General features: G+C 64.3%; 6 protein-coding genes. 3 read left to right on the plus strand and 3 right to left on the minus strand.

Translation table 11 applies throughout. The features are described 5' to 3' along the window. Positions 1-1,415 (minus strand): hydantoinase B/oxoprolinase family protein (locus B7X32_RS15865; protein WP_292721714.1); only part of this gene is annotated, 1,415 nt, incomplete at its 3' end. Then, the gene (locus tag B7X32_RS15870) at positions 1,412-3,613 is read right to left on the minus strand and encodes a hydantoinase/oxoprolinase family protein (protein ID WP_366246998.1); all 2,202 of its coding nucleotides are present in this window, start codon (positions 3,611-3,613) and stop codon (positions 1,412-1,414) included. The genes B7X32_RS15865 and B7X32_RS15870, both read right to left, overlap by 4 nt. Between B7X32_RS15870 and B7X32_RS15875 the strand changes: the two genes are divergently transcribed. From B7X32_RS15875 to B7X32_RS15885, 3 genes are all read left to right on the plus strand, one after another. Continuing rightward, positions 3,538-4,191 carry a TetR/AcrR family transcriptional regulator gene (locus B7X32_RS15875; RefSeq protein ID WP_292721720.1) on the plus strand — a complete coding sequence of 218 codons (654 nt, stop codon included), beginning with the start codon at positions 3,538-3,540 and terminating at the stop codon, positions 4,189-4,191. The genes B7X32_RS15870 and B7X32_RS15875 overlap by 76 nt on opposite strands. Positions 4,192-4,297: 106 nt before the next feature. Further along, entirely contained in the window at positions 4,298-5,050 is a 753-nt protein-coding gene (locus B7X32_RS15880) for a hypothetical protein (protein WP_292721722.1), read from the plus strand. 41 nt (positions 5,051-5,091) lie between these two features. After that, positions 5,092-6,327 carry an amidohydrolase family protein gene (locus tag B7X32_RS15885; RefSeq protein ID WP_292721724.1) on the plus strand — a complete coding sequence of 412 codons (1,236 nt, stop codon included), beginning with the start codon at positions 5,092-5,094 and terminating at the stop codon, positions 6,325-6,327. A 630-nt stretch (positions 6,328-6,957) separates the two neighbouring features. Here B7X32_RS15885 and B7X32_RS15890 read toward each other — a convergent pair. Then, a complete protein-coding gene (locus tag B7X32_RS15890) occupies positions 6,958-7,305 on the minus strand; it encodes a hypothetical protein (protein ID WP_292721726.1) in 348 nt (115 codons plus the stop codon). Positions 7,306-7,928: the final 623 nt, after the last annotated feature.

Raw genomic sequence — 7,928 nt, forward strand, 5'->3', positions numbered from 1 at the left:
CCGGCGAGGAAATTGCCGATGGTTCGCTGCGCCTGGAAGGAAAGTTCAGCATCCGCACCGAATAGCCACTGCACCCGCGCACCCAGACCGCCGCGCCAGGTACCCGCCCCGCCGCTGTCGCGCGCCAGTTCGTATCGCATCTTCACGAGTGGTGAGCGCGACTCCCAGACCTCGGCAGGCGCGAGGGCAATCCCCGCGATGCTGAAGTGCTGCAGGGCATTCGCCCCGTCCGCACCGCGGACCGCACCGTAGCCGATGGGGGCGCAGTCGTCGGTCTGCACGTACTTGCCGTCGTATTCCATGGCGCTCACAAACGCCGTCGTATGACCCCCCGTGGCTGCGGGGATGCGATCCGGCATTGTCGGCTGCAGCGCGGTGACGATCATCTCGCTGAGCATTGACGCCGTCGTGTGCATGAAGAAAGTGCCCGACGGCGAGGTCGCATTGAAGATCGACCCCTCGGGTGCGATCACCGAGAGAGCGCGATACTCTCCGCTGTTCGCCGGCGTCGAGTCCTGTGTGGTGAGTCTCTTGACCGCGAGCCGGCATGCCGCAACCGTTTGCGTGTAAGGCACGTTCAACGAGCCGACGATCTGCGGTGAGGACCCTGTCACATCGACTTCGATGTCGCAGCCCGAGATTCGCACGGTGCACACGAGCGGCACAGGTTCAGTATCGAGCACCGAGTGATCCAACTGGTCGCGAACGGCATACTCCCCGTCAGGAATGCTCGACAGGACCTCGCGCACCTCCTTCTCCGAGCGGGTGAGCAGCTCCTCGATCGCCAGCCGGTAGGAGGGTTCGCCGTATGTTTGTACTATGCGCGTGAGCCGCGCCGCACCCTGAAGCACCGCACCGGTCGCTGCCTTCAGCGTTCCCACCGTCTCTCGCGGCATGCGCGAGTTCGCGCCGATGATGCTGGCGATGTTCTCATCGAACACACCTCCGCTCGCGAACTTCAGCGGCGGCAGCAGCAGCCCCTCCTCATAGACGCTCCGTGTGTCGGCGGGGTATGCCGTACGCGATCCCACGTCTCCCATATGGCCCCGCACCGCGCAGAAACCGACGAGCTGTCCGTCTGCGTACGCGGGGCACACCACTGCGATGTCCGGCGGGTGCGCCCCCGTGAGGTAAGGTTCGCTGCAGATGACCGCATCGCCCTCGACGAACTGCCCCGCACCGAACTGTTCGACCAAGCGTGCTGTCGTGAAGGCGAGGGAACCGACATACTCTGGCAGCCCTGACGAGTCGGCCAGCAGATTCACCTCGTCGTCGAACAACGCGACACTGAAGTCGTAGTTCTCGTAGATCAGAGGCATCAGCGCAGTTCGTACGAACTGATCGAACACCTCGCGGGTCGTTGACGACAGCGCTGAACGGATGACGGCCGCGCTGATCGGATCTTGCGTCTTCATCGTTCGATCACCAAGTTTCCGTTGTCATTCCTGAAGGTCCAGCCTTCGGGCACCACTGTTGTTGAGGTTTCCTCTTCCACGAGGGCGGGGCCTGTCCGGGGAACTGACCCCAGATCTTCACGCCGCAGAATGAGCCAGCTCTGCGCCTCTGCGTTCGTGCGGTGGTGAACGGTGCGCCTTCGCTCTTCTGGCATGTGCGACGGTGCGTGAATCGTGGGGGCCATGTCGTGCTTCTCCAGCTGGCCGACAGCGCGCACGCGATAGGTGACGATCTCGACTTCGCCCTGCACCGTGAATCCGAACCGCGCCCTATGCGCGTCGTCGAATGCCGCGTGAAGCGCCTCTGCACCACGCTCGTCGAACGAAATGAGCATGGTGTGCTCCTGCGACTCGTAGCGCATCTCCACGAACTTCAACAGCACGACTTCCGACGCGCTGAATCCTTCGGCCTCGAGTTCTCGGGCAGAAGCATGGACGAGGCTCTCGAACGGTTCCGCGAGGTCTTCCCTACTCTTCCCGTCAAGTGACTGCACTCTCGTCAGACTTTGCTCTTTCACCACGTCGAGCGATTGCATGCCCCAGGCCGAGAAGACGCCCGAGTGCTGCGGCACCAGGATGCGGCGAATACCGAGTTCCTCCGCCATCCTCGAAGCCACGAGAGGCCCTCCGCCGCCGTACGCGAAAAGCGTGAAGACTCTCGGGTCGAGCCCATTGCCTACGGTCATCTCTTCGAGGAGCATCGCCATCTTCGACTCGACGATGCGCAGAATACCCGAGGCTGCCTGCTGCACGGAGAGCCCGAGCGGCTCCGCGATCCGCTTTCGAATGGCTGCCTCGGCATCCGCCCGGGAAAGCTGCATCTTGCCGTCGAGGATCGTCTCTGGGACCAGGCCGGCGACAAGCGCGGCATCCGTGAACGTAGGCTGTTCTCCCCCGCGGCCGTAGCATACGGGCCCGGGCACGGCCCCCGCGCTCTCGGGGCCCACATGCAGGCCTCCGACCGAATCGAGGTAGGCCAGGCTTCCTCCGCCCGCACCGATCGTGGAGAGCGAGATCGTCGGCACCTGGAACTCGAAGCCTGCGACCGACGCCTCCGCAGCAATCACAGGGTGGCCGTTTCGGATGAGAGCGGCGTCGAAGCTCGTGCCGCCCATGTCAATGGCGAGCAGGTTGTCCCAGCCTTCCGCCTGTGCAACGATCGACGCTCCTGCGATTCCGCTTGCGCAACCCGAGACGAGGGTGCGCAGGGCGCTGTCCCTGGCCCGGTCGACCCCCATGACTCCGCCATCACTCGCAGTGATGAAGAGGCGCCCCGCGAAGCCACTTTCTTTCATACCCCTGGTCAGGCTGTCAAAGTAGTGCCGCATTCTCGGACGCAGGTATGCCTCGCCGACCGTGGTGACCGCTCGCTCGTACTCTCGGTAGCGGCGACTAAGCTCGTGCGAGAGGCAGACGACGACATCCGGGTAGTGCGCCGCCAGAATCCGCCCCACCTCTTGCTCGTGCTGGGGATTGACGTAGGCGTTGATGAAGCAGACCGCAATCGCTTCGGCACCAGCCTCGATTAGCCTGCCTACCTGCGCGATGACGTCATCGATGTCGAGCGGCACCAGTACTGTGCCGTCTGCTTTGATTCGCTCGCGCACCTCCGCCGCAAAGCGCCCCGAAACCAGCGGCTCGGGGCGCTCCCAGGTCAAACGGAAAGAAGGCCAGTTGCCTCGCCCGATCAGGAGGAGGTGTTTGTATCCCTGGGTCGTCAAGAACCCCACTCGAGCGCCCTTACGCTGCAGAAGCGTGTTGATACCAGTGGTCGTGCCGTGAACGAGCCGCTCCATCTGCGCGAGGTCAGCACCCGCGGTCTCGAGCGCGTGTGCGATGCCCTGCGAAGGATCCTCTGCGACGGTGGGCGCCTTCGCGACTCGCACCTCGCCCGTGATTCGGTTGACCGTGACCACGTCAGTAAACGTGCCACCAACATCGGCGGATGCGGAGATCGTCGCAGATCCAGACCTCAAGCTCATGTGCCCCTCGTCATCGTTGCATTCGGGAACCGTGGTCGCTTCGTTGCGACAGGGCAATAATACGATACTAATGCAGCTTGTCAAGGAGGAATCCTGGTTCAATGACCGGCTACGCTCAAGGCGTGCGCGTAGCCCGAATTGAACCCAGTGACCAGATCGATGAGCGGATCCTCGCATCTACCGTTCACCTCATCTCCGAGCTGGGATACGACCAGGTGCGGCTGATCGACATCGCCGATCACTCAGAGGTTTCCATCGGCTCGCTTCAACACCGCTTCCGCAACCGGAGCACGCTCCTACATTCGGCGATCGTTCTCGCCGACGAGAAGTCCCGCAAGCGAGTCGTCGCAGCCTTCTCCGAGATCAAGGGCTCCTGGCAGCGCCTGCACGCGCAGATCGACCATCTTGCTGGCGATACCACGCACGATACCGAGACGGGCTACTGGCTCGAACTGCTTTCCGCGTCCTCCCGTAACCCGGAGTTATATGAGGCGATGCACACGCAGCAGGAGTACTGGCTCGAGGTGCTCGAGACCAATCTCGAACAGGGACTCGACTCGGGCGAGCTGCGCAGCGCTCTGGACGCCGGGAAGCTCGCGGCCACGATTCTCGCCCTCATCGACGGCCTCTTTGCCTCTCGAGTATTCGGCGATCGATACCAGGACTTCGCATGGGTGCGCGGCCTGATCTACGACGCCGTCCATGCCCTCGTTCAGCAGGCCGGAACCGAGGCCAATCGAACCGAGTCCGCCTGAACCGAGTCCGACTGGCTCACGCCAGCCGCTTGTATTAATATCGCAATATTGAGATCCTTTTCTCTGCGAGTGCAGGCGATGCGTGCCTGCATCCAGGAGGGCGATAATGACCACGACAGCAGCAGCCACGCCGTCCGCCTTACTCGGGTGGCTCGATCTAGTCAGCACCGATATCGAATGCAGCTGTGAGTTCTTGGGCGAGCTCTTCGCGTGGCATCGGTTTGAACGGGTGCAACTCGACGGAATCGACTATCGCATTCTCGGCGAGGGGGGCGTGCCTATCCTCGGCGCCGAACAGATTCGCCCCGACCAGGTACCCTCACGCTGGACGCTCTTCGTGGTCACCGACCATATCGTGGGGCTTCTGCAGCGAGTGCTGGACGCGGGCGGCGCTTTGAGCTATCCCGCGACCAGGCTCGACGAGTTCGGCACGATCGCCATGATCACCGACCCTGCGGGCAGCACGCTCGGAGTCTGGGAGGCCCGATCGCTCGTTCCGGGCTCACTCCATGCGAACGTTGCTCCGCTGGTCGGCGCGAGGCTGACCTCCCCGGATCCTCACGCCACGATCGAGTTTCTCCACCAGACATTCGCGTGGGAGCTGACGAGCGCCGCCGGGAGCGCAGCAGAGGTCGTTGGAACTTTGAGCACGGGTGGCGCCTTCGCGCAGGTCACTGCCGGCGGGCGCGGCGAATGGGTGCCGATCTTCGGTCTGAACCGTGACCTTACAGGCGGCCAGGCCACCGCCGAGCGTATCGTCGCGCTAGGGGGCACGTGCGCCGAGGCATCGGGCGGCCTCTGGCGGGCGACCGAACCTCTCGGTGCTGAGTTCCTTCTCACGTGCTCAACCCAGTCATGATACGGCCAGACGAGTCAGCACCCATCCTCAAAGGATTCGCTATGCCATACCCGATCGGCACGTTCGTGCTCGACCGTGTCCGGCCGATGACCGACGAAGGTCGTTTCGCGCCCGAGACTTCTATTACCGTCAAGGACGGGATCATCGCTGACGTAGGTACCGAGGCACTGTCGAACGCGCCACGCATCGACGGCGAGGGGCAGTACCTGCTGCCTGGGTTTGCAGATGTCCATGTGCATCTCGGTTGTTTCACGCCGAGTCTGGAGCACATGATGCTCATGAACGCCACACGCTGGACGCTCGAAGTAGCGCGGAATGCGCGCACCCTGCTGGAGCTGGGGATCACCCTTGCACGAGACGTCGCGACGTCGGACGCCGGTATCAGGGATGGGATCTCCTCGGGCGCGGTACCCGGTCCGACCCTCCGCGTCTCCGGTCCGGCGCTTGGACAAACCGGTGGCCATACCGACGGATACCTGCCGAGCATCGACGCCCCCGCCATGACCGGGTTTCTCATGCCGGCATACCCCGGCCGAGGCGAACACGTGGTCGACGGCATCGACGAAATGCGCAAGGCAGTTCGCGGCCACATCAGGTCGGGCGTCGATTGGATCAAACTCTGTACCACGGGCGGGTTGCTCTCGACCATGGGCGACATCCCCACGAAGGCGGAGTTCAGCTTCGATGAAGTGCGAGTTGCCGTCGAGGAGGCGAGCAGAGCCGGAATTCCCGTAGCGGCACACGCCTACGGCGGGGAAGGACTTGACAACGCTATCGCTGCTGGTGTCACTAGCGTCGAGCACGGCATGCTCATGACCGCGGCGCAGGCCGACCGCATGGCCGAGCGTGGCATCTGGCTCGTGCCGACGCTGATTGTCGTTCAGGAGCTTGCCGCACTCGCTGACGCCGGCGAACTCCCAACTAGTGCCGCACACCGCGTACGCGAGGTGATTGAGCTCAGCGGCCGACAGGTCGAGCTAGCGAGCCAAGCCGGAGTACGCATCGCGGTGGGCAGCGACCTAACCACACAAGGGCGCAACCTCGAAGAACTCGCGTTGCTTACGCAGGCAGGAATGCGCGCCTCCGACGTTCTGATCGCGGCGACGCGTGGTGGTGCAGAACTGATGGGCCTCGGCGCCACCCACGGACGCATCGCCCCTGGTTATATCTTCGACGCGGTGCTCATGAAGCGGAACCCCCTAGAGGACATGGACGTCTTTCTCACCGAGCGGCCCGTCACGACCGTGTTCCAGCGCGGCCGCATCGTGCGCTCCTAGCCTGCCGCACCGGGGATTGTTTGCGTGACGGGCGGGTACAGAGGCCGTCTACCGTTAGGCGAGTCACCCGATTTCGTAGAGCCGGCATGATCGCAAGGTGCTGGCGAACGCTGAGTTCAGCCGCGATGTTCGTGGCATTAGTCACGACTTTCGCCCCGTGCTGCGGACCTGGATTGCGTTCATGTCGACGTAGTCGGCAAGTGCCTCGGCTACGAGCGCCAGCAGATCTGGGTCGCGGAGCCTGGTGTCATGGCCGCCCGGGCCCCCGGCCCTCTGTGCATGTCGTCATCGACGCACCGGCTTCCAAGCAGATCATGTGCCGGGGACGGCAGGAGCGCCCGGGAGTCGCCCGACCGGTGATGCTGGGGTGCTTCGTGTCCGTCGCGTGCTGATGCTCGCCGGCGAATCGTCCATTCCACCGACAGCAACCAATCGACCAGCCCTTCCGCGTCGGGTTCGGCGGTGCGCTTAGCGATAACCCTGTCGAAGCCTCCTCGACCGCCATGGGGTGATGCCATGTCCCACGGTCTGCCGCGGCCCGAACACATCGGGCAGTTCCCGCCACGCGATCCGGCAGTGGTAGCGGTAAATGATGCCCTCGAACATGGTCAGCGCCTCCGCAACTCGCTCCTACTGCAGCGCTCCGTCGCCCTGAACTAGACCACCCGCCTCGAACGCCTCGAGTGGGCCTTCCACCGCAACCACATCACCGTGCAGGGCGCTCTGCGCGGGATCGATGTCCGCACCAAGCAGCGCGGCGCGGACATCGCCACGCTCGAGCAGGCCCGTGGACAGATGCAAGACCTCACCGGAAGAGAAGCTCTGGATCACGATTGGCGAGCACCGGTACGATCCCCGCACCGATGCTGCAGCTGCGATCGCCCAATCGGCTGACCGTGCCGGGATCCGGTGGGCGCGCCCGATGGTCGACGACCGTTCCAGTGGGGTACTCGGCGAGATTTCCGGCTTCTCGGTCACCGCACGCCGGCACACCGACCTCGGCAACGTGCAACTGCAGCTAGGGCTCGGGGGAGTGCCCGGCGCCCGCGTCCGGATCCCCGTCGACCACGGTGACGTCGGCGTCGTCCGCGTGCTGGAGAACAGGGTGACGGAGACTCCGAAACTCATCGAACGGGCACAGGACGGATTCGCGAACTTGCAACCCGGCCGTGCCGGCGCGAACGCGCCTCGCTCAGCCGCTCAAGCACACCGACGCGCTGCAGCAGGCCCGCGCAGGCCTCGAACGCATCGATCAGCACCTCGCCGACCTCGCAGAACCGCACGCGCCCGAGCAGACTGAACGGGGGCGTCCAGCACGCGAGCGGTGCGGGCGGCACAGGTGTGCTCGCCCGGACGAGCACGCCTGGACGACCAGGCGACACTGCAGGCGGGCAGGCACTGCAGACCGTGCAAGGCGCAGGCCCCTTACCGGCGCACCCTGGATGGGTTCGGCAGATCCTGGAGGACCCAACCGCTCGCCTCGCGCGCGACCGCGACGCAGCGCAGGCCCGTGCTTGCGCGTGCGCGTTTGCTTTGCTCTGCTGCCGGCTGAGGAACTTGTGCCCTCCGCCGTTAGGAATGTTGCCGAACTTGGTGACGTC

This window comes from Microbacterium sp. 13-71-7, from assembly GCF_002257455.1.
Taxonomy (GTDB): Bacteria; Actinomycetota; Actinomycetes; order Actinomycetales; family Microbacteriaceae; genus Microbacterium.

Coding starts and splice junctions, on each gene's coding strand:
- B7X32_RS15875 (WP_292721720.1), top strand. CDS start 3,538: ATGACCGGCTACGCTCAAGGCGTGCGCGTAGCCCGAATTGAACCCAGT.
- B7X32_RS15880 (WP_292721722.1), top strand. CDS start 4,298: ATGACCACGACAGCAGCAGCCACGCCGTCCGCCTTACTCGGGTGGCTC.
- B7X32_RS15870 (WP_366246998.1), bottom strand. CDS start 3,613: ATGCGAGGATCCGCTCATCGATCTGGTCACTGGGTTCAATTCGGGCTA.
- B7X32_RS15885 (WP_292721724.1), top strand. CDS start 5,092: ATGCCATACCCGATCGGCACGTTCGTGCTCGACCGTGTCCGGCCGATG.